At 61.8% G+C, this 20,393-nt stretch carries 16 protein-coding genes and 1 tRNA gene; 9 read left to right on the forward strand and 8 right to left on the reverse strand.

Features of this window, described 5'->3' with window-relative positions; translation table 11 throughout:
* Positions 1 to 5: 5 nt before the first annotated feature.
* From ACOYJL_RS05440 to ACOYJL_RS05465, 6 genes are all read right to left on the reverse strand, one after another.
* Positions 6 to 827 carry a Cna B-type domain-containing protein gene (locus ACOYJL_RS05440; RefSeq protein WP_433569205.1) on the reverse strand — a complete coding sequence of 274 codons (822 nt, stop codon included), beginning with the start codon at positions 825 to 827 and terminating at the stop codon, positions 6 to 8.
* Between the two features lie 161 nt (positions 828 to 988).
* On the reverse strand, positions 989 to 1,909 hold the full coding sequence (locus tag ACOYJL_RS05445; RefSeq protein ID WP_433569206.1) for a class C sortase: 921 nt from the start codon (positions 1,907 to 1,909) through the stop codon (positions 989 to 991).
* Between the two features lie 87 nt (positions 1,910 to 1,996).
* Complete coding sequence (locus ACOYJL_RS05450) at positions 1,997 to 3,850, reverse strand: isopeptide-forming domain-containing fimbrial protein (protein ID WP_433569207.1); 1,854 nt, start codon at positions 3,848 to 3,850, stop codon at positions 1,997 to 1,999.
* 114 nt (positions 3,851 to 3,964) lie between these two features.
* A complete protein-coding gene (gene lepB / locus ACOYJL_RS05455; protein WP_433569208.1) occupies positions 3,965 to 4,579 on the reverse strand; it encodes a signal peptidase I in 615 nt (204 codons plus the stop codon).
* A complete protein-coding gene (locus tag ACOYJL_RS05460; protein WP_433569209.1) occupies positions 4,572 to 4,991 on the reverse strand; it encodes a DivIVA domain-containing protein in 420 nt (139 codons plus the stop codon). The genes lepB and ACOYJL_RS05460 overlap by 8 nt, the downstream gene beginning before the upstream one ends.
* A 390-nt stretch (positions 4,992 to 5,381) precedes the next feature.
* Positions 5,382 to 5,457 (reverse strand) — tRNA-Gly (locus tag ACOYJL_RS05465).
* Positions 5,458 to 5,646: 189 nt separating this feature from the next.
* On the opposite strand from ACOYJL_RS05465, the gene ACOYJL_RS05470 reads away from it, so the two are divergent.
* The 4 genes from ACOYJL_RS05470 (at position 5,647) to ACOYJL_RS05485 (ending at position 10,591) form a co-directional block, all read left to right on the forward strand.
* A complete protein-coding gene (locus tag ACOYJL_RS05470) occupies positions 5,647 to 6,549 on the forward strand; it encodes a putative ABC transporter permease (RefSeq protein WP_433569210.1) in 903 nt (300 codons plus the stop codon).
* A complete protein-coding gene (locus ACOYJL_RS05475) occupies positions 6,549 to 7,796 on the forward strand; it encodes a cysteine desulfurase family protein (protein WP_433569211.1) in 1,248 nt (415 codons plus the stop codon). The genes ACOYJL_RS05470 and ACOYJL_RS05475 overlap by 1 nt, the downstream gene beginning before the upstream one ends.
* On the forward strand, positions 7,796 to 8,884 hold the full coding sequence (gene mnmA / locus ACOYJL_RS05480) for a tRNA 2-thiouridine(34) synthase MnmA (RefSeq protein ID WP_433569212.1): 1,089 nt from the start codon (positions 7,796 to 7,798) through the stop codon (positions 8,882 to 8,884). The genes ACOYJL_RS05475 and mnmA overlap by 1 nt, the downstream gene beginning before the upstream one ends.
* A 135-nt stretch (positions 8,885 to 9,019) precedes the next feature.
* Positions 9,020 to 10,591 (forward strand): lysylphosphatidylglycerol synthase transmembrane domain-containing protein, encoded by a 1,572-nt coding sequence (locus ACOYJL_RS05485; protein WP_433569213.1) that lies wholly within the window; start codon positions 9,020 to 9,022, stop codon positions 10,589 to 10,591.
* 827 nt (positions 10,592 to 11,418) lie between these two features.
* Here the strand turns inward: ACOYJL_RS05485 and ACOYJL_RS05490 are convergent.
* Entirely contained in the window at positions 11,419 to 12,363 is a 945-nt protein-coding gene (locus ACOYJL_RS05490) for a lactate/malate family dehydrogenase (RefSeq protein WP_433569214.1), read from the reverse strand.
* Between the two features lie 186 nt (positions 12,364 to 12,549).
* Here ACOYJL_RS05490 and ACOYJL_RS05495 point away from each other — a divergent pair, with 186 nt between their 5' ends.
* The 5 genes from ACOYJL_RS05495 to rihC all read left to right on the forward strand — a co-directional run bounded on the left by ACOYJL_RS05495 (position 12,550) and on the right by rihC (position 20,151).
* Positions 12,550 to 14,517 (forward strand): TerB N-terminal domain-containing protein, encoded by a 1,968-nt coding sequence (locus ACOYJL_RS05495; RefSeq protein WP_433569215.1) that lies wholly within the window; start codon positions 12,550 to 12,552, stop codon positions 14,515 to 14,517.
* A complete protein-coding gene (locus ACOYJL_RS05500) occupies positions 14,514 to 15,890 on the forward strand; it encodes an ATP-binding protein (protein WP_433569216.1) in 1,377 nt (458 codons plus the stop codon). Before ACOYJL_RS05495 ends, ACOYJL_RS05500 begins: the two co-directional genes overlap by 4 nt.
* Positions 15,891 to 15,898: 8 nt before the next feature.
* A complete protein-coding gene (locus ACOYJL_RS05505; RefSeq protein ID WP_433569217.1) occupies positions 15,899 to 18,340 on the forward strand; it encodes a DEAD/DEAH box helicase in 2,442 nt (813 codons plus the stop codon).
* A 188-nt stretch (positions 18,341 to 18,528) separates the two neighbouring features.
* Complete coding sequence (locus ACOYJL_RS05510; RefSeq protein WP_433569218.1) at positions 18,529 to 19,137, forward strand: hypothetical protein; 609 nt, start codon at positions 18,529 to 18,531, stop codon at positions 19,135 to 19,137.
* A gap of 93 nt (positions 19,138 to 19,230) precedes the next feature.
* Positions 19,231 to 20,151 (forward strand): ribonucleoside hydrolase RihC, encoded by a 921-nt coding sequence (rihC, locus tag ACOYJL_RS05515; protein ID WP_433569219.1) that lies wholly within the window; start codon positions 19,231 to 19,233, stop codon positions 20,149 to 20,151.
* A 16-nt stretch (positions 20,152 to 20,167) separates the two neighbouring features.
* Here the strand turns inward: rihC and ACOYJL_RS05520 are convergent, their stop codons facing one another.
* On the reverse strand, positions 20,168 to 20,293 hold the full coding sequence (locus tag ACOYJL_RS05520; RefSeq protein ID WP_433569220.1) for a hypothetical protein: 126 nt from the start codon (positions 20,291 to 20,293) through the stop codon (positions 20,168 to 20,170).
* Positions 20,294 to 20,393: the final 100 nt, after the last annotated feature.

The raw sequence follows: 20,393 nt of genomic DNA on the forward strand, positions 1-20,393 counted from the left end.
CCGACTTACCTCCTCTCCCGCTCGCGTGGTGCGCTGGCGGAATCACGCCGCGCGCGCACGACCAGCGCTACGGCAATCAGACTGCAGCCAACGAGCGAAATGAGTGCGATTTGGGTGGGTTGCTCTCCTGTGCCGGGCGTCAACAGCGAGGTCTTGCCTGATGGAGTGCTCGTGCCAGGCTTGGCTGACTTGTGGTTCGTCAGGACGAAGGAGCCGTCGCTTCGCGCGTCAACTGTGAAGGAGTAGCCGGATGGGACGTTCTTCTCCGCAACGGTCCATTCGTGTCCGGTCTCGCAATCCCACTCGTAACGCCAGCCATTGTCGTCTGAGAGCTCGACGGTGGCGAAGGGGCTGCCGTCGCAGCTGATTTGCACGGTTATGCTGTCAGGGCGACCTGAGCCATCGTCATCCCATAGCTTCATCACGCCGCGTCTCTCTGGCTCTGTGAGGCTCTGTCCCTTGGGGGTGATTGTTGCGTCCGGCATCCCGCTTTGGGTCGATACGCTTACGATGGAAGGCGAGAACGACCACGACATTCCGTCCGTGGCGGCGAGCGTCTGGGGAACCACGAGGTAGACGCCGTCATCGAGGCCACTGAGGATTGCGGTGCCGCCGGCATTGGTGACCGCAGCCGCGTCTGCCGGAACGCCTTCGACAATGGCGTAGCAGTAGAGCCCTTCCGCGAGCTGCGACCACTTTTTGGTGCCATCGCCGGGCCACTCGGTCGAGCCGTCGTCGCTTAGGGTTGAGACCCCGGATTCAGAGAACGGCTCAACCAGCGCGCAGTCGCCATCGATGGAGGCAATGCGCCAAGCGCGGACTCTCATTCCGGAAATCGCGGGTGTCCCGTCACCTGCCTGCACAGTTATGCTGCATGCGCCTTCCGCTCGGGCGACTCGAGGCGAAAGGCCGATGGTAGCGGCAAGGGCTAGCAGCAGCGCCATGGGCACTGCAAGCAAACGGTGCCAGTGCGGTGAGAATCCTCTTCTCATCCTTCTTTTCCCTTCCCTATGGTGGAGGCAACCCGACGGGCTGCCTCGCGGGCTTCGCGCTTCTGGCGGCGACGCACGATGAGCGCCACCATCACGGCGACGAATGCCGGGACCGCGAGTATGCAGGCGACGAGGAGGGGATCGACCCTCGTTGCGTCTGCTGCCACATACCCCTGGTCCGGGTAGTCGATCCTGTGCCCGCGAACGAGCAGGCGATGCGTGTTCACTGCGTAGGGCGTGCACGTGACCAGCGTGCAGAGGTCCTCGCCCTGCTGGATTTGAAGGTCGTCGAGCTGGTCGGGCAGGACGATGCGAATCTGGTCGACCTCGTAGGCGAGGTCGCGGTCGAGCACGTGGATGAAGAAGACGTCGCCCACCTGAAGCTGGTCGAGGTTGGTGAAGAGCTCGCTGGTGGGAAGCCCGCGGTGCCCGGAGAGCACCGTGTGCGTTGAGGGACCGCCACCCGGAAGCGACGAGCCCTCAACGTGCCCGACGCCTGCGGTGAGGACGTCGTCGGAGGTGCCGTGGTAGATGGGCAGGTCAATGCCCAGCTTGGGGATCTCGACATGCCCCATCATTGCGATGGCGTCTCCCTGGGGGTTGAGCGCGGCCATGTACTCGGCGTGCATCCCTTCGGGGAAGGACGTCGTAAAGCCAATGCTGGCGACCTCGGCGTTATACGCGTCCACCTTGGCCCACTCGGCGTCGAAGTCCTCCTGCGTCAAGGAGGAGACCGAGGAGTCGTAGCTTGAGACCGCCTTCTCCATTACGTGCGTGGTGTAGATGTTTGAGACCGTTGGATAGAGAAGGACGGCGAGGCCGAAGAGAAAGCCAACGACGAGCAGCGCGTCAACGACGCGCCCGCCCCTGGGCTTGCCAGCTCCGGCCCTCTTGCCCTTGTCCCCGTTTCTTCTCATGGCCTCTCTCCAAAGGCCCCTCCCGCCGGGTATCCCGGCGGGAGGGGATGTGCGAGGGGACGGCGCACGTCTCCCCGCGGCTGTTGGCTATGCGTCCTGGTCCGTCTTGTGATGACGCTTCGCGAGCGCCATTGCAGTGATGGCCATGACGACGACGCCCACCGTCACGTACAGGACGGTGCCCCAGCCGCCCGTGGAGGGCAGCGTGCCAGCCGGGGTGTTGCCCACGCTCTGGGCGACCTTGCCGGCGGTTGTCATGTCAGTGGTCTGATCGACGGCCTTGGCGGGATCTTCGGTAGTGAGCGACAGGCTTTCGATCTTGCCGAGGTTGGTCTGAGTATCAAGACCCGTGGTGGCAGCAATCGTGAACTCGATAGGCGCAGTCAGCTTGTTGTAGCCGGTCGGCGGCACGGTCTCGACCAGGTAGTAGGTTCCCTCGTCCAGACCTTGGACGTTGAATGTGCCGTCCGTCCCGCTGGAGGTAATCTCATCACCGTCGTTGAGGGTGTTCGCGCCTTCGGTATTAAAGCCGGAGACTGCGGTCCAGCCGGTGACCTTGCCGTCGGCGATGCTCGCCACGTCGTATGACTTGGATTCATCCGTGGAGGCGGGGTTCAGGCGGACAAGCTTGAACTTCGCATTGCCAATGGTCTTCGTGCTGTCAGTGCTGTCGACCTTGGTGTTGTCCAGCTCGTAGGTGAACGTGTAGGTCTTGTCATCAGGCGTGGTGCCCGTGGTACCGTGGCTGGACTTGTCGGTAGTATGGGTCAGGTTGACCGTGTTGACCTCGGCCGTTCCGGGCACGGCGTTGGAGTTGAGCTTGGCGGTGTAGGTCACGACGATGGCCTTGCCGGCAAATGTCGTGGAGTTGTCAACGAAGGCCATGGAGCCCTTGTCGGCATCATCGCCGCTGGAATCATTCGCCTTGGCAGAGACCGTGAACTTGTTGTTGGTAGCGTCAACGGCAACGTCCAGGTAGGTGGAGTAGTCGGTAAGTTCGGTTGCCGATGCAAAGTTCGGAGTACCGTCGCTATTCAGCGGAGCCGTGTAGACCTTGAGATTTTCAGGCGCGGTAGTTCCAAGCGTGAAGCCATCATCGAGCGTATCGGTCAGGGTCCAGTCGTAGCCGTCGGTGTACTCGGCAACGTCGGCAGGCACGGTACCCCAGATGCGGAACGGGACGTCGTCGCCGATGTTGTAGTCGTCGGTGTCGCCCCAGGCGGTATCGTTCACCGTGATGTTTGTCGGGGTGGTGACGCCGTCTTTGGTGTCCTTGCCGGACTGGACGGTATTGATCTTGGCCTCAGTCACGGTCACCGTACCAGCCACCTGCAGGACGACGTCCTGCATCTGGTCGTTCTTGAGCGTCGAGGTCGGGGTCTCGTCAATGACGGCCCAGTAGCCGTCTTCTATGCCAGTGACGCCATAATAGGCACTCTGATCGCCAGATTTCGGATGGTACGTCAGAGCTGTGCCATTACCCGTCTTGTTCGCCTTGACGTCCTTTGCAAACGCCTTCGCCATGTCGGCGGTGAAAGCCTCATCATCCATAACGTCGGCTACCTGAGCGGCGGTGGTGCAGTCCTTGAACAGGTTGACCGTCGACCCGTCTTTCGTCACGTTAAAGGCGCTGTCGCCCTGCAGGGTTTTCAAAAGGCTCGTCCCATCCGTGGTGGAATCACTATCGACGTCGTCACCCCACACGATGTCCGCGAGCTTGTAGGGGTCATCGGACGTGCCCGAGCCGCTCAACGTGCCTGAGAACACCTGGTAGGCATTGAGCTGGTGCGTGGTCTCGACCTTGTCGGAGTCCACCTCGATCTTGATGCCGCCGTTGGCTGCGTACGCAATGCCTATGGAGCTCATCGCGAGCAGCACACCAAGCACCATGGCGAGCACGGTCGTGCCGAGTGTCCTTGCCCTCTTCCTGAACTTTCTCATACCTGCTCCTTCTCTCTTCTGCCGCCACTCTGACTGTGGACGGTCATTGCCAGATTTGATGGGGCGAATCGGTTGCCTGCCCTTACGGCCCTGAGCCTCGGATTCCAACCACGGTCACGTCACCGCCCCAAAGTGCTCGAAGGGAAAGACGCAGAACAGCACCTTGCCTATGACCTGCTCCTTGGTGACGGTTCCCACGACGCTCGAGCGGCTGTCCACTGAGACGCTGCGGTGGTCGCCCAAGACGAAGTAGCTGCTGTCTGGAACCTGGTAGGGGAAGGTGATGTCGGTGTTTCCCAGCGCAAGGTCGGAGACGTAGGCCTCCTCCAGGTGTTCGCCGTTCACGAACACGTTGCCTTCGGAGTCGATGTCCACCCAGTCTCCCGGGAAGGCTATTACGCGCTTGAGCAGGATCTTGTTGTTGTAGTAGAAGGCGATGATGTCCCCCTGCCCAAAGTCCTGGGAGCGGTTGGTGACGATGATGTCGCCCTCGGTGATGGTGGGCTCCATGCTGGTGCCGCGCACCTGGAGCACGGAGAACAGCGTGTTGGACATGACGATGGCGATGGCGGCGACCACCACGATCGTCCCAGCCACGACCATGGCGGTGTGGCGGCGCGACATGGCGCGCCCGACGCGCTCGCGTTCCCGTTCGATCTTCTCGGAGTCAATGACTGCAGGGCCGTTGGAGTCAGGAACCTTGTCAGGGCGTGCCTTGGCCTCACTCATTGCGTTCGCCCTCCACGCTCGAGATTTGTGGAGGCGCCGACTGCCCCGCTACCTCTGTAATTCCTGTTCGAGGGGTGTTTCTGATTGCCCTAGCCTCGGACTCGGCCTGGGCGACTATCCTTTCCGCCTGCTTCTGGGCGTCCTCTAGGATGAGCCTTGCATTCTCAACGTATTGGTCGGCTGCCGCCTGGGCGGCAGAGAAGTATCCGTTCACGGCGAGGGCGGCTTCGGCAAGAGACCCTGCGTTCTTAACAGCGAGACGGCGGTCCGCGAGCTCATGGGAGAGCCGTTCGTTCTCGGCACGCAGATCCTCGTTCTCCTTTGTCGCTTGAGCGAGAATGTCAAGCAACTCAAGCCTGCCGAGCTTCCTGAGGTCACGATCATTGCGCCCCGGGGCGTCTCTCCCCGCCATCGATCTCACCTCTGCTCTTAGTGGCGAACCTGAACGACTAATTCAGAAACTTTAACTTGACCTAAACCATAGCAGCATCGATGGGGGTTGACTTCCTGAATGGGTGCAAACGGTGGGATTATTTTTTTGATACTTTTCAGGTATATTAATTTTTAAATCATAAAACTTTCAGTAGTTAAAGTTTTCTTTTCTTAGCTGCCGAGCGAGACAAGAGATAAATCTTTGAAAACATTCGCCCGGTTTTGGCTGAGACGCTTAGGAGAGGCGAGGATTTTCTCCTGCTGCTCGGCGTGGCGCATGCCTTGCTGTATGCGCGAGGCTCCGCCGTCTTGCGCCGAAAAAATAAGCCGGCGCGCCAGCCGAAAGGCCGACGCGCCGGCAAACAAGTCCTGGAGCGGGCTACGGGGTTCGAACCCGCGACCTCCACCTTGGCAAGGTGGCGCGCTACCAACTGCGCCAAGCCCGCGATGCGCGAGGTGCAATATAGGCGAACCGAAAAGCTTTAGCAAGCGAAAACGGAAAATTGACGAAATTGCCTTGAAGCGAAGGGGGCACAAGGCAACGTCTGCTCGATAATGCGCATCCCTGTCGTATGCTAGACGGGCTGAAAAGTTTTGACGCCCGCTCTGGGCACCCGTCAGGGGAGCACAACGCTATGATCATCAGCCTCTTAACGCTTCTTTTTGTCGCCCTTGTGGTAGAGGGCTTCATTCGCGTTATTCGCTACTTCTGGAATTGGCTGCGCAGGGGTCGCAAGCTCGACTCCGAGAAGGTCTACAAGGCACGCAGGGCGCAAAAGGCCGCCCAGACGGTCGCCGAGAAGGACCTACGGGACTTCGAAGAGAAAAGCGCTCCGGAGCAGGTGGTGACCGCGGGCAAGACCGAGGCCGATGCGATCAACGCCTACCTGGACAACATGAAGTTCACCTGGTATCAGGGCGTCATCATCTTCTTTCTTGGCTGCATCGCCGGCCTCTTCGTCGAAGAGGTCTGGATGTTCATCACCGCAGGGCTCACGCAGTGCCGCGTCGGGGTCGTGTGGGGCCCCTTCTCGCCGCTCTATGGATTCGGCTCGCTGTTTTTGACCATCATCTGCTACAACTTGCGTCGCAAGCACGCCAAGGCCTGGCAGATCTTCCTGATCTCGGCGGCTATTGGCGGGGGGCTCGAGCAGCTGACCGGCTGGTCGATGGAGACGCTTTTCAACGCACAGTCGTGGACGTATATGTATCTTCCCGACCACATCACGCAGTGGGTGGCGTGGAGGTTCCTCTTCTTCTGGGGCGTTCTCGGCCTTGTCTGGACAAAGGTGATCATGCCGCCGCTGCTCTACCGCATCGGAATGCCCACCACAAAGCGCCAGGTCTTGTTTGTGACGCTCGTAGCGCTCTACCTGACGGCCGATCTTTTGATGACGCTTGCGTGCTTTGACCGGAAGACGGAGCGGGACGCCGGCATCGCTGCCCAAAACTCCTTCGAAGAATGGATAGACGAGCACTACACTGACGAATTCATAGCTAACCGCTTCCAGAACCTTGTGATTGGGGAAGACCTGTGATGGCGTCCGACAATACCGCCGAGCAGGCGTTTCTTGACTATGCCGCGGCAACGCCCTTGGATGCTCGGGTGCTCAATGCCATGGCGCCGTACCTCACCGAGCGCTTCGAGAATCCCTCGGCGCCCTACGCGCGGGCTCGCGCGGTTCGCGACGACGTTGAGCGCGCCCGGGGCGACATCGCCCGCCTGATGGGGGCTCGTCCCGCAAACGTCACGTTTACGGCAGGCGCGACCGAAGCCAACAACCTTGCGTTTGCTGCCATAGACCAGCGCGCGCATGTGGTCGTTGACGAGATCGAGCACGAAAGCGTCCTTGCCTGCGCAAACGCGCATCCGAACTGCGTCGTGTCGGTTGGTCCTGACGGCCGCGTCGACCCCAAGAGGGTTGCTGCGCTTGTGGAGCCGACCACGCAGCTCGTCTCCGTCGAGCTTGCAAATGGCGAGATTGGCACAATCCAGCCCGTTCGAGAGGTGGCGCGCCAGCTGGACAAGATTCGCGAGAAGCGCCTGGCCGAAGGCTCGAAGGTGCCCCTCTTCCTACATACCGACGCGTCGCAGGCTGCGGGCTCGCTCTCGATTAACGTGACGTCTCTTGGCGCCAACATGGTGACGCTGTCGGCTTCAAAGGTCTATGGTCCCAAGCAGGTCGGCCTGCTCTGGGCGGACGACTCGGTGCGCCTACGCCCGCTTGTCCTGGGGGGCGGGCAAGAGTCCGGCGTTCGGTCCGGCACGGAAAACGTGCCCGGAATCGTCGGGTTTGCGAAGGCCCTCGAGCTTGCTCAGCAGGGGCGCGCCGAGGAGTCTCGGCGCCTCGCGAAGCTTCGAGACAAGCTTGAAGGCGCGCTTGCGGCGGAGTTTCCGGGGATGGTCGTCTCTGGCCCCAGGAGCCGGAAGAACCGTCTGCCAGGGCTCTTGCACGTCTCGTTTCCCGGACTTGAGGCAAGGCGTCTTGTGATCTTGCTAGAGCGACGCGGAGTCTCGGTGGGGACGGGAAGCGCCTGCGCGGCTAGCCGCATGCAGGTGAGCCATGTGCTCGACGCCATAGGGCTCCCGCGCGCGGTTTCGCAGGGGAGCCTGCGCATGACGCTCGGCCGGCCCACCACGGAGCGGCAGATTGGCTATGCCGCCGAGCAGATCGCGGAGGCTGTCCGCTCCGAGATGGAACGTGTGGGATTGGACGATGCAACAATGCTTGAGCTTGCTGGCGATCTTGCCGTCGGCGCATGCAGAAGGGGAGGCGAGCGCTGATGGGCAAGCGTGTTTTTGTGGGGCTTTCCGGCGGCGTTGACTCGGCGCTCGCATGCGCCCTTCTCGTGGAGCGCGGATATGACGTCACGGCCATATACATGAGGAACTGGTCGCGCGACCTCCCGGGATTCAAGTGCCCCTGGGCCGACGAGCTCGCCGATGCCGAGCGCGTTGCCGTGAGCCTGGGCGTCGACCTAGAAGTGTGGGACTTTGAGCAGGAGTACAAAGACACCGTCGTCGACTACCTTGTGGACGCCTATGCGCACGGGCGCACCCCGAACCCCGACGTCATGTGCAACCAGACAATCAAATTTGGAAGCTTTGCCGACCGCGCCTTTGGGCAGGGGGCCGACTTTATAGCCACGGGTCACTATGCGCGGGTAGAGCAGCCAAGCGAGAAGGACGGCCAGGCGCGGCTCTTGCGCGCGGTCGACGAGCACAAGGACCAGACGTACTTTCTTTGGCGCGTCGGCGCCGAGGTCTTCTCGCGCACGCTCTTTCCCGTGGGAGACATCCGTGACAAGGCCGAGGTCCGCCGCATGTGCGCCGAGCGAGGCCTGGGGGTGGCGAACAAGCCCGACTCGGACGGCATCTGCTTTGTGGGGCCCGTGGGGATTCGCACGTTTCTGCTCGACTCGCTCGAGCGCCGTGCGGGCGACATCGTGGAGTGGGAGACTGGCAAGGTATTGGGTCACCACGACGGAGCTTTTCTCTACACGGTCGGGCAGCGCCGCGGGCTTGATCTGGGCGGAGGCCCCGCACGATACGTGGTCTCTACCGACGTGGACGCAAACGTTGTCTACGTGACCGCCGACCGCAACTGCCCGGGGCTTTGGTGCCACGACCTTGAGGTAGAGGATGCTCATTGGGTGAGCGGTCAGCCTCCTCGAAAGGGCGAGCTTCTCGTGCGCACGCGCCATACGGGCGAGCTGAGGCGCGCGGTTGTCGAGCCGCTTGACGCCGGCCGCGCTCGCGTGAGCTTCCCCGAGCCTGTGCGCACGGTCGCTCCTGGGCAGTCTGCTGTGTTTTATGAGGGGCTTGTCTGCCTTGGCGGCGGCATTGTGGCAAAAAGCGTGGCCTTGGGATAAGCTTGGTCACTCTGCCCGCTCCTGTCTGCTTGGCGATTCGCCGCCTTTCGCGAGGAGCTAAGCGGGGCATATAATTGAACAGATTCTTGGAACGATGGCGCCTCGTTGCGTCTTGGATTGGCGGAGGGGGCGTGCATGGCCGAGGGCACCCAACACAAGGACGACGGCACTTCGAAGCAGGTCGGCCAGGTGCCCGCCTCGCAGGCTGGCAGTGGCGCTGGCGCGTCTGGGTCTTCGGCAGGTGTGGGAGTGCCGGGTCCGAAGTCCGGCCACAAGCCAAAGGCACCGAAGCCCACCGTGGTGGGCGCTCCTGTCGTAGAACGTAAGAAGAGCAAAAAGACGAGCGCCGCCGCTTCTGCGAGCACCGCGAAAAGTGCGGCTGTGGCTGGCAGGGCAAGTTCCGGCAGGCCATCTTCTGTCCCATCTCCTAAGGAAGGGGCCTCAGCAACGCCGACGGACAGCCCCAAGGCAAGGGGCACGGTCGCCGCAAGCCCCAAAGTCAAGACTGGCGGCGTTAAGTACAAGGTCCAGGCAGTCAAGACCGTCGCCGCGCAGGATAGGGAAGCCGACAAGAAAAGCATTGGGCAGGCACGCAGGAGCGTGCTTTTCCTTGCTGTTGTCATGGTGGCATACATTCTCTATCTAGTGTTCTCTGGGCAGTTCGACGAGTTTCTCGTCAGCCTTTCGCAGGTAGACCAGACCTGGATCTATCGAGGGATGCTGTGCTACCTGCTGTACTACGTGCTCGGCGTCTCGGCGTACGTCTTCTCTGTCGTCATTGACCCAGACTCGCCGGTCGGCCTGCGAGACCTCATGAGCGTCGAGGCCTCGGGCATCTTCTTCATGAACCTGACCCCAAATGGCGTCGGGGCTGCCCCTGCGCAGATATACCGCCTGACGCGCTCGGGCCTGACCGTGGGCGGCGCCAGCGCGCTGCAATCTACGCGCTTCATCATCTATGAGGCGAGCGAGGGAATCTTTGCGGCTTTGATGCTCGTTTTCCGCATGGACTACTTCGTGGAGACGTTCGACAACGTGTTCTTGCTTGGCGCGATCCTCTTTGGATTCAAGATTCTGGAGTGCGTCGCGCTGATGATTATCTGCTTGTATCCTAAGCTCGTAACCAAGGGAGTCGTCGCGGGCATGAACTTCCTGGGGCGGAAGGGCTGGCTGAAGGACTCCGACAAAAAGCGCGACCAGCTTGTCGAGCAGATCAACGAGTTTGCCCGCGGCTTCAAGCGCGCATCGCAAAACGTCCCTGAGATGATTACGATTTTGATTCTCACGATGCTGCAGCTGGCCTGTCTTTACGCCCTTCCTTGGTTCGTTTTGCAAGCATTCGAGAAGGACGCGGACCTTATCACGTGCATGGCTTCCGGATCGATGCTCGAGCTTTTGACCTCCGCGATTCCGCTTCCTGGCGGAACTGGCGGCGCGGAGGGTGGTTTCGCTCTGCTCTTTGGCGGCATGTTCGAGGGCGAGGCAGCAGCGGGGTACGTGCTGTGGCGCGCAATCGAGTACTTCTTGCCCACGCTGTGTGCAGCGCCGCTTTTGGGCCTGAGGTCGAAGAGCGGCGAGAGCCTGAACCACAGGGCAAATCGCTGGAAGGCGAAGTTCTCAAGGCTGTTCGGGCGCAAAGGAAGGACGTCTTCCGAATCAGGCAATGTGGGCGGATCTATCAAGGTGAAGGTTCGACGCCGCCGCTAGGGCGTGACGCCGCCGGGCGCCGCCGCCAGGTTGCGCTGCCAGGTTGCGCGACTTTTGTGGCATCAGAGGTCGCGCAAGTTGGCAGTTCGGGCATCAGAAGTCGCAAAACCTGGCAGATTCGGCATCAGAACTCGCGGAAGTTGGCATCGCCCAGCATCAGAAGTCGCAGAAGTTGGCAGGCACCCGTTGTGTGGGGCTGACGGTGTCGATATTTTTCCGTCGTGCGGGAATCGAGCTCGTTTCCCCAGTTCGTGAGTCCTGTCGTGTGGGTCTTGAGCGGCTTCTCGAGAGGCGCGCCCCATTGTGTGGGACCGTCGTCGCTGATTCCTCTCCGTCGTGCGGGGCTGCGGCGGGAACCAGCAGGTAAGAGGGCCTGTCGGGTGGGCTTTCGAGGCTTGGGCGCTGCGAGGCTCCCACACAACAGAGGGAGCCCGTCCGCCGCGTGGTGATTTCCGGGCGGCTTTATGGACTTCCAGCGAAGAGGCGCACGGCAGGCTTCAAGAAGCAGCGGGCAGAGAGCAGAGAGGCTGGGCGAGAAGTGCGCCCCTCACGATGCGCGTCATCAATTCTTTTGCAGCCCCACATGACGGCGCGCTGCCAGGTTGCGCGACTTTTGCGGCATCAGAGGTCACGCAAGTTGGCAGTTCGGGCATCAGAAGTCGAAAAACCTGGCAGATTCGGCATCAGAAGTCGCGGAAGTTGGCAGGGGCGAGCATCAGAAGTCGCGGAACTTGGCATCGGGGCGCAGCGCGGGTCGCGCGGGCTAAAAAAGGAGGCGCCGGCCGCGACCGCTCCGACGCCTCGGCATTGCTCTTCGACAGCGCTTGCTACCAGCTCACCTTAGCGATGTTGTCCTGGATGTGCTTGCAGCTGGCCTGCCACTTCTCGACCTCGCGGTCGGTCATCTCGGGGACAAAGACCTTCTCGACGCCGTCCTTGCCAATGACGCAGGGAAGCGAGGCGTAGTGGCCGCTCATGCCGTAGACATTGTCGAGCAGCGTGGAAACCGGGGTGATCAGTTTGGAGTCGTGCACGATCGCGGCCACGATCTTGACGGTGCCATTGGAGATCGAATACTCGGTGCAGCCCTTGCCGGCCATCGTGATGTATCCGCCCTTGACGGCCTTCATCTCGAGGTCGTCGCGGTCAAACGCGATGCCTGCCTGCGACTCGACCTCCTCGGGGGTAAGGCACCCAAAGCGAACGTGCGACCACAGCGCGAACTCCGAGAAGCCATGCTCGCCAAGCATCCAGGCGTTGATGCTCGCCTGGTCGTAGCCCGTAGCGTCGGCAAGCGCGTGCTTGAAGCGCGCGGAGTCGAGCGTGGTGCCAGAGCCTATCACGCGCGTGGGGTCGCAGCCCGTGAGCTGCCAGATCTCGGTGGCAATCACGTCGTTGGGGTTTGCGACGGAGACCCAGACGCCCTTAAAGCCTGCGTCCGTGATTCGCTTTGCGAACTTCTTTGCCTCGGGAACGGTCAGCTTGAGCTCGCCGTCGCGGTCCGTTGCGGCTGCGGCGACGTGGCCGGCCGCATTCACGATGATGTCGCATCCAGCAAGCTCCTCGTAGCGGTCGTCGCACTCAAAGACTCGTGCCTGCTGAGGATAGAAGCTCATCGCGTCCTGCAGGTCGTTTACCTGCGCGCGGCAAAGCTTGTCGTCGAGGTCGGACAGGTAGATCTCGGTAGCGAGACCCTGGTAGAGGATGGCGTTTGCCACGTGAGCGCCAACGTGGTTGCAGCCAATGATGCCGATTTTTGTGCAAAGTGCCATAAAGGCTCCTCTCGTTTTGCCCCTATCGGGCAAGTGCAAACTCTCAACTACCATAGGTCAGGCATGTTGGATTTCTTTAGAGTACACATGCGGTTAACGTACGTATGTTCCTATTTCTGTCCGGCACCGCTACTATTATTTGAATATAGATAGCTGTCCTCGGATTCGGCTGGGAGGAGGTGCGCCGTGGTTGAGCCAGAGCAAGGCGGCAAGTCTGTGGACGTCGACAAAATCCTCGAGCAGATCATGAAGCAGATATATTCTCGCGAAAACTCGGTCGTCACGGAGCGCACCTACTCTGACCAGCCAATCATTCGCAAGGGAGGCGACTACGCCAAAGATTGGGAGGAGCGCCGCCGCCAACGCGAGGCCGCAAGGCAGGAGCGCGCCGAGCAGCGCTCGCAGCTTCGCCAGCAGAGGCAAGCAGCCTCTCGGGAGCAGGGCGTGCCGCAGCGGCCTGACGGGCCATCGAAGCCGCACAATGCGCATCTGCGTGAAGCGTCGGCAGCCAGCTACAGCTTATTTGACACGGCTTCTTTTGACGACGGCTGGCCGGACTCCCGCTTGCCTCGGGAATCATTCAACGCGCGCCCTCGGTCTTACCAGGTCGAGCTCCCGCCCCTTCTAAAAGAGCTCCGTGCGATGCAGCCAAGCGAGCGCGTGACGACCCAAGAGGCTGGAAAGGTCTTTGCCAAGCAGGCAAGGCTCGCCGAGAGCTACACGGACTCCTACAAGCCCGGTCGAAGCCCGCTTTACTATCTGCCTACCTATGCCAAGCTCACCGACGCTGAGCTGAGGCAGTACTTCGGCTGGCGTACGGCTTGGCGAGAGGGGCGGAAGGTCGACATGCCTTCCGCGTTCGTATCCCTTCTCGCGTTCGAGCTCATCAACGGCGTGGGGTGCACGCCGGGCAATGACGGCCTCGAGAAGCTGAAGGCGTTGCGCGACGCCTATGAGCAGGGCGGCTATGCCCTGTATTGGTCTTCTGACCAAATCGACTTCAAGCGTTGGATTCGCGACTACGCCGTAGTGCACGGCCTCGACCCGAAGGGCGCCTTCTCGGAGCAAGACCTCGCGTTCGATGGTGCCGTAGCCACCCTCCGTGCCGCCGAGCGCGCCAAGCTGGGCGAGCTCATGGCCCAGCCGGTCCGACGCACCAACAAGGACAAGCTTCCGCCGCCACCTCCGCCAGGATCTCCCGATGACGAGAAGGTCTTCGCCGCGCTTGGCCAGATATCCTCGAGCGACGTCAGCCGCTCCCCGTTCTTTCGCCAGAATGAGGAGGCTGCCGCGCATGTCTGCGCGGGCGTGTTCAGGCGGCAGGTGGAGCACTGCGAGAAGCGTCGCAAGGTGGGGTTTCTCGATGGGATTTTTGGCCCTCCAACCAGCGTCGAGTATCGACCGCTTTGGGGAGTTCCCCTTGGCGAAAAGCCGGACCTTGGCACGCCTCGCCTGATTCGCGTGACGCCCGCCGCATCCGTAAGCTGGGTATCGGGGCGGTGGCTCTATCGCGTCCAATGGTCGTACCGGCCCGAGGCGCGCGCCCGGCGGGACGTCTCGAAGCTGCTGCGCGCCATTGACTGCCGAATGCGCCAGCTGTGGGGGTTCAAGCACCTGCTGAAGGAGCAGCCAGTCCCCAAGTACCTCAGCAGGATGATCGAGGAGGAGTGCCAGGCCGAGCTTGCGCGCGAGAAGGCCTCGGAGCGCATCGCCTTCACGGTCGACCTTTCCAAGCTGGGCGGTATTCGCGCCGCAGCAGCCACCACGCGCGAGGCGCTGCTGGTGGACGACGAGCGCGAGGATGCTCCTGACCAGCGGATGGATGCCGAGTCGCTCGCGGTGCCTGCTTCGGCTGCCACCGCTCCGCTCTCCGCGCCCTCGCAGGCTGCCGCCTCGCCACCGCCCGCGTCGCCGAGCGCCGCTGCTGCGCCAGCCGGCTTGACTTCCGACGAGCTTTCGCTGCTTCGCGCGCTTCTCGGCGGAGAGGCGCCTGCCCCTCGAGCCCCCGGCTCGCCTTCGCTTGATATGCTTGTTGATTCGATAAACGAGAAGCTCTTCGACCTCGTGGGCGACACCGTCATAGAATTCGACGGCGAGGACCCCTGCCTGGTTGAAGACTATCTCGACGATTTGAGAGGATTTCTGGGACAATGACCGAGCCCACGACAAGCCCGCGCGTTCCAAAGCGCGTGGCACAGGTGATCATCAACTCGCTCAAGGGCGGCGTCGTGCCGCGCATTGGCCTGCCTTACATCACCGTCGGGCGCGACCGCGAGATTGCGGCGCTCCTGCACGACCTTCAGATGGTCGCCGACGGTGGAGCGAGCTTCCGCTTCATCGTGGGGCGCTACGGTTCGGGCAAGAGCTTTCTCTTACAGGCAATCCGAAACAATGCCATGGGGCGCGGATTTGTGGTCTGCGACGCCGACCTCTCTCCCGAGCGCAAGCTCACAGGAGGCGGAGGGCAGGGCCTTGCCACCTACCGCGAGCTCATCCGCAACCTCTCCACCAAGACCCGCCCTGACGGTGGGGCGCTTAACCTGGTGCTTGACCGCTGGGTCTCCAACGTTCAGTCAGAGGTTGCCACCTCAACCGGCCTTGCGCCCGACGACCCCGCCTTCATGGCGGCCATGGAAGAGCGCATCCAGGTGACGGTGCGCCAGCTCGAGGAGCTGGTCCACGGCTACGACTTCGCGCGGCTGCTCACCATGTACTGGCGGGCCTCCGTCGAGGGGGACGACGACACCAAGGCGGCGGTCACCAAGTGGTTTCGCGGCGAGTATCGCAACAAGACCGAGGCGCGCCAGGAGCTTGGCGTCAACATCTGCATCGGAGACGACGACTGGTACGACTACCTCAAGCTCTTCGCCACGTTTCTGCGCGGTGCCGGCTACCAGGGGCTCATCGTGCTCATCGACGAGCTCGTGAACCTCTATAAGATCCCCAATGCGGTCAGCCGCCAGTACAACTACGAGAAGATCCTCTCGATGTACAACGACACGCTCCAAGGAAAGGCGCACTACCTGGGCATCATCATGAGCGGAACGCCGCAGGCGATCGAGGACCGCAGGCGCGGACTCTACTCCTACGAGGCCCTGCGCAGCCGCCTCGCGCAGGGGCGCTTCTCGCAAGACGGGCTCGTGGACATGCTCGCCCCCGTCATCAGGCTGCAGCCCCTTACGCACGAGGAGCTGCTCGTGTTGGTCGAGAAGCTCGCGGACATCCACGCCGGGCTCTTTGGCTACGAGAGGCGAATAACGCAGGACGAGCTCGTGGCGTTTCTCGAGGCAGAGCTCAACCGCGTTGGCGCCGACACCCATCTGACCCCACGCGAGGTGATTCGAGACTTCATCGAGATGCTCGACATTCTCGCGCAGAACCCCAACGTGTCGGTGGCCGAGCTCCTCTCTGGGGACCTCCTCTCCTCGCCTGTGCAGGCGCCTGCGGCGCAAAAGGACAAACGCAGCGGCGATGGCTCCGACGGCGGCGCGGGCATGGGCGACCAGTTCGCAGAGTTTGACATCTAGGGGCAGCCATGGACGTCTTTGACCGCTATGCCCCCTTCATCCAGGACTACATCTACGAGCATGACTGGCGAAGCCTGCGAGCCGTGCAGGTGGCTGCTGCCGACGCCATCTTCAATACGGACGAGAACGTCCTGCTTACCGCCTCGACGGCTTCAGGGAAGACCGAGGCCGCGTTCTTCCCGATTCTGACCGAGCTTTGGGAGGACCCGCCGGCGTCGGTTGGCTGCGTCTACATCGGGCCCCTGAAGGCCCTGATCAACGACCAGTTCATTCGCCTGGAAGACCTCTGCTCGGAGGCGGGCATTCCCGTCTGGCATTGGCATGGCGACGTTTCCGCAGCTCACAAGGCCAAGATGCTCAAGCATCCATCAGGCATCCTCCAAATTACTCCCGAGTCCCTCGAGGCCATGCTGATGCATCGGCACGCCGCCATCCCGCGCATCTTTGGCGATTTGCGCTACGTGGTGATAGACGAGGTGCACTCGCTTCTGCGCGGAGACCGCGGCGACCAGACGCTCTGCTGCATAGAGCGCATCTCGCGCCTCGCGGGCGTCAATCCGCGCCGCATCGGCCTTTCTGCCACCATCGGAGACCCCGTCGCCACGGGGAACTACCTTTCTGCAGGCACGGGCCGCGGCTGCGTTATTCCGCGCATGGACGCGCCAAAGGCTCGTTGGCGCATCTCCATGGAGCATTTCTACACCACGGGGCCGCAGGCGACCGAGCGCGGAGAGGACGGCCTGGGGCACGGCGCCTCCGTGGAGGAAGAGGACGCAGAGCCCTCCTACGAGATGCCAGCGAATGCGGCGTCTGACCAGCCGATTCCATCTCAGGACAAGCGCGCTGAGGCCGCAAGCCCAGCAGGCGCCACGCCATCAGAGCCGCTTCCGAAAGAGCCCGTGCTCCCCGAGCCCGAGGCTCCAACTGACAGCGCGCCGGTGTTCGCCGACCCTGGCATCGGCTATATCTTTGAGCACACGCGCGGCCGCAAGTGCCTGGTCTTTGCCAACTCTCGCGAGGAGTGCGAGGCGGTCACCACGACGCTTCGCCAGTACTGCGAGGCGGTGGGGGAGCCCGACCGCTTTCTCATCCACCACGGCAACCTCTCGGCGAGCTTCAGGAAGAGCGCCGAGGAGATCATGCGCGACGAGGACGCAAACCTTACGACGGTGACGACGTCCACGCTTGAGCTGGGCATCGACATCGGGCGGCTGGAGCGGGCGTTCCAGATTGACGCCCCCTTCACGGTAAGCTCGTTTCTGCAGCGGCTGGGGCGCACCGGAAGGCGCGGCCAGCCTCAGGAGATGTGGTTTGTGATGCGAGAGGACGAGCCCGAGGCGCGGGCGCTTCTTCCTGAGACCATCCCCTGGAAGCTCTTGCAGGGCATCGCGCTCGTGCAGCTCTATCTTGAGGAGCGCTGGGTTGAGCCTCCACGTCTTGACGGGCTTCCCTACAGCCTGCTCTATCACCAGACCATGGCCACGCTTGCCTCTTCAGGAGAGCTTACGCCTGCCGACCTGGCACGGCGCGTTCTCACGCTCACGCCTTTCCATCGCGTGAGCGCAGACGACTACCGCGTGCTGCTTTGCCACCTTCTCTCGATCGACCACATCCAGAGGACCGACGAGGGCGGGCTTATCGTGGGGCTTGCCGGCGAGCGCGTGACCAACAACTTCAAGTTCTATGCGGTCTTCTCGTCGGACGAGGAGTTCACCGTGCGAAGCGAGTCCCAAGAGCTTGGCACCATCGTGCAGCCGCCGCCGGTAGGGGAGAGAATCGCGATAGCCGGCGCCGTCTGGGTGATCGAAGAGATTGACTACAAGCGCCACCTCATCGAGTGCACGCAGGTCAAAGGCAAGGTCCCCGCGTACTTCGGAATGGTAGCGGGCGACATCAACACGCGCATACTCGAGCGCATGCATCGGGTGCTTCTCGAAAAGCGCGACTATCCCTACTTGGGCGCCAACGCGCGCGCCCGCCTTGCTCAAGCTCGCCACGTGGCGGCAAATGCCCACGTGACCGACGAGCCGCTCGTCTGCTTGGGAGGAACGTCTTGGTGCCTGTTCCCGTGGCTTGGGAGCTATGCCTTCCTCGCTCTTGAGCGCTTCCTCAAGATTCGCTGCGCAGGAGAGCTGGGGCTCAAGGGGCTTGACTCCTCGCGCCCGTACTTCATGCAGTTCACGATGAAGGCGGACGCCCGCGAGTTCTATCGCGTCGTGAAGGAACAGGCGTCGCTGCCGCTCGATCCCATGGAGCTTGTCTACCCTGGTGAAGTGCCGCGCTTCGACAAGTACGACGAGTTCGTCCCTGACGAGCTTGTTCGAAAGGGTTTCGCCTATGGCGTGCTAGACGTTCAGGGCATGCTCGATCGCGTGCTCTCGTGGCCCGACGCTCCTCGCCATGACAGCGCAGACACGCTTGGGGCAGGGCTTTCGGGAATCTTGCAATAAGTTTACCAGAACAAGTGTTCTATCCCGTGCTATACTCTTCTCACGGAAGGCAGAGCCGCCCCGGAGGTCCCCACTGGCACGCAGCGGCATGTCGCTCAATCGCTCTCATCTGCCTTTCGCGCAAAGCGCTCGAGCGTGACCGGTGACGATCGGTCGGCAATTGTTGCTGCGAATCGTTTGGGGGACAAATGTCTGGCTATCAAGAAAGCTTGGTGCGGGTTCAGAGCCTTGCGGAGGCCGCAGGCATCCTGAGGGCGTTCTCAGAGTGGAATGGTGCCTTCTGCTGGGCGCATGGCGTGGAGCAGGCAATAAGGAATGTCAGTCCTGACAGCCCTTCAACGCTGGGGTCCATGCTCCGCCTCCCGAGCATTCCTTTGAAAAGGGGACAGCTCTTTGTCGTCATCTGCGGAGATCGCCATCCCTACCAGTTCTGTAGCGGCAGGTGGCGCTACCTCGATGGCATTGCAGACGAGGTGAAGGATAGCTATCGCTCCTATCTCGTGCCCGTTCCAGACGAGGAAGTGCTTTCCTCTTGGAGCAATGACTCACGGCTTGCGGAGCGCTCGTATTCCGCTTGGAAGGAGTATCTCGAAAACGCTGCCGAAGTTTGGGACCAAGACGTCGTTGACCCGCGGCATCGCTTCTCTGAGGTGGTCTTCGGCATTGGCGTCAACCCGCCTGCGTCGATGGGCATTGACCCAGACCCCATCTTCGCGATTGCGGGGATGCTGCGAGAGAGGGGGATTACCGGGGGAGTCATCAATGGAAAGATTCCAGCCGATGCACTGTTTAGCTAAGGGCTTTTGCTAGGAGCGTCTGGTCTTGAGCCTTTCATGCGTTCACAATGAGGAGTCGAATGACATGCGTGACGCGAGAAAGGCGGAGGCAAGATGAGCAAGACGCCCGTCATCATTGACACGGACCCAGGCACCGATGATGCAGCCGCGCTGGGTATCGCGCTCTTCTCCGAGGAACTGGATGTTAGGCTCATTACGACCGTTGGAGGAAACGTCTCTCTCGACCACGTGACAGACAATGTGCTCAAGCTGCTCAAGTTCTGGAACAAGAAGGTCCCGGTTGCTCGCGGCGCGACCGGTCCTCTTGTGAGGGGGCTTGTGGACGCTAGCGACGTGCACGGCAAAAGTGGCCTGGACGGCTACGTGTTTGCAGGCAGGGCGGACGCCTGTCTGCTTCCAGACGTTGCCGTCGACGCTGCATACAAAACGATCATGGGTGCCCGGGAACCCATGACGCTGATAGCCATAGGTCCGCTCACCAACGTTGCCCTGCTGCTGAAGGTGCACCCAGACGTTCGAGGAAAGATCTCGAGGATTGCGCTGATGGGCGGCGCCTTGGGTAGGGGCAACAAAGGCGTGCTCTCCGAGTTCAACATCGCGACTGACCCAGAGGCAGCAAGCATCGTCTTTTCCGCTGGCGTGCCCGTGACCATGGTTGGGCTTGAGATTGGCAACAAGGCAGCGCTTTCTCTCGAGGACGTCGAGCTCATGCGCCGCTCGGGCAAGACGGGCAAGATGCTCTATTCGCTCTTCGAAGGGCGCCTGAGCCGCGGCGTCAAGCGGGTGCTCTCGATGTATGACCCAACCGCTGTTGCCTACGTAACGTGCCCTCAGATGTTCAAGACCGTCAACACCTACGTTGGGGTCGAGCTCACGGGGGAGTTCACCGCGGGAAGTACCTTGGTCGATCTGGACGGTCTCTTGGGGCAAGACCCCAACGTGACTGTCTGCACCGACATAGACTCGGAAGCCTTCCGCTCTTGGTTCCTAGAGAGCGTCGCTGCCTGCGGATAGGCGGAAGGACCGGTCGTTACTTGTCGCCCTCTGCCTCGTTGACGGTCCAGACATAGCCGCAGCGCTCGCAGCGGTATGTTCTCATGGCGCCTCCAAAGCCGTCGGGCTGCGAGTCTATGAACTGGCTGAGATCCTTCGACACGAACGAGCGTTGGCTAGCGAAAGCCCATGCCTGATGGTGTCCCTATCGTAGTCCTTCTCATCTAGGCTGCCCTCTGGTTGATGCCTGTGTAGTACCAGTC

The organism is Tractidigestivibacter sp., from assembly GCF_050946515.1.
Classification (GTDB): domain Bacteria; phylum Actinomycetota; class Coriobacteriia; order Coriobacteriales; family Atopobiaceae; genus Tractidigestivibacter.

What these genes read in the sequence shown, in the direction of transcription:
- ACOYJL_RS05500 (WP_433569216.1), top strand. Translation starts at nt 14,514, where the DNA reads ATGACCGAGCCCACGACAAGCCCGCGCGTTCCAAAGCGCGTGGCACAG.
- ACOYJL_RS05510 (WP_433569218.1), top strand. Translation starts at nt 18,529, where the DNA reads ATGTCTGGCTATCAAGAAAGCTTGGTGCGGGTTCAGAGCCTTGCGGAG.
- ACOYJL_RS05505 (WP_433569217.1), top strand. Translation starts at nt 15,899, where the DNA reads ATGGACGTCTTTGACCGCTATGCCCCCTTCATCCAGGACTACATCTAC.
- mnmA (WP_433569212.1), top strand. Translation starts at nt 7,796, where the DNA reads ATGGGCAAGCGTGTTTTTGTGGGGCTTTCCGGCGGCGTTGACTCGGCG.
- ACOYJL_RS05450 (WP_433569207.1), bottom strand. Translation starts at nt 3,850, where the DNA reads ATGAGAAAGTTCAGGAAGAGGGCAAGGACACTCGGCACGACCGTGCTC.
- ACOYJL_RS05490 (WP_433569214.1), bottom strand. Translation starts at nt 12,363, where the DNA reads ATGGCACTTTGCACAAAAATCGGCATCATTGGCTGCAACCACGTTGGC.
- ACOYJL_RS05475 (WP_433569211.1), top strand. Translation starts at nt 6,549, where the DNA reads ATGGCGTCCGACAATACCGCCGAGCAGGCGTTTCTTGACTATGCCGCG.
- rihC (WP_433569219.1), top strand. Translation starts at nt 19,231, where the DNA reads ATGAGCAAGACGCCCGTCATCATTGACACGGACCCAGGCACCGATGAT.
- ACOYJL_RS05445 (WP_433569206.1), bottom strand. Translation starts at nt 1,909, where the DNA reads ATGAGAAGAAACGGGGACAAGGGCAAGAGGGCCGGAGCTGGCAAGCCC.
- ACOYJL_RS05440 (WP_433569205.1), bottom strand. Translation starts at nt 827, where the DNA reads ATGAGAGTCCGCGCTTGGCGCATTGCCTCCATCGATGGCGACTGCGCG.
- lepB (WP_433569208.1), bottom strand. Translation starts at nt 4,579, where the DNA reads ATGAGTGAGGCCAAGGCACGCCCTGACAAGGTTCCTGACTCCAACGGC.
- ACOYJL_RS05460 (WP_433569209.1), bottom strand. Translation starts at nt 4,991, where the DNA reads ATGGCGGGGAGAGACGCCCCGGGGCGCAATGATCGTGACCTCAGGAAG.
- ACOYJL_RS05485 (WP_433569213.1), top strand. Translation starts at nt 9,020, where the DNA reads ATGGCCGAGGGCACCCAACACAAGGACGACGGCACTTCGAAGCAGGTC.
- ACOYJL_RS05470 (WP_433569210.1), top strand. Translation starts at nt 5,647, where the DNA reads ATGATCATCAGCCTCTTAACGCTTCTTTTTGTCGCCCTTGTGGTAGAG.